The 570-nt window shown below is 71.2% G+C and carries 1 protein-coding gene; it reads left to right on the forward strand.

Going from position 1 to position 570, the window contains the following annotated elements; all coding sequences use genetic code 11:
* Positions 1-570, forward strand: a 570-nt coding sequence (locus tag AC30CM_RS26975) for an HNH endonuclease signature motif containing protein (protein WP_490119971.1), incomplete at both ends; no start/stop codon positions are given.

Below are 570 nucleotides of genomic sequence, written 5' to 3' on the forward strand. Positions count from 1 at the left end.
CGGCGCTGCTGGAGGTGTTGTTGGCCAAGTACGCCGCCCCGGGCATGTGCCATCCCGAGCAGGAGGTCCCGTGTGTGTCGGGGACGCCGTCGCAGGCCCAGATCGACGCCGATGCCCGCACGGTCGGGCAGCGCCGTCACGACGCGTTGGCGTTCGTGCTGCGCGCCGCCCTGGGGAAGAAGGAACTCGGCACGCTCACGGGGATGCCGACCACGGTGATCGTGCGGACCACACTGGCCGATCTGGCCGCCCGCGCCGGGATCGCGGTCACCGGCGGCGGCACGGTGATGCCCATCCCGGACCTGTTGGCGATGGCGGCCCGCAGCGACACCACGGGCTGTCTGGTCGTCTTCGACGGGGCGACGCGGGAGGTCATGGACTGCTACCGGACCCGGCGTAGCGCGAGTACGGCGCAGCGGTGGGCGTTGATCGCCCGCGACGGGGGCTGCACCAAACCCGGCTGCACCGTGGGGGCGTATGGCTCCCAGGCTCATCACGCCCGCCGAGACTGGGCCGCCGGAGGGCACACCAACGTCGATGACATGTGTTTGGCGTGTGGGTGTGACAACC

This window comes from Mycobacterium sp. DHQP2018-32-09 (genome assembly GCF_058148405.1).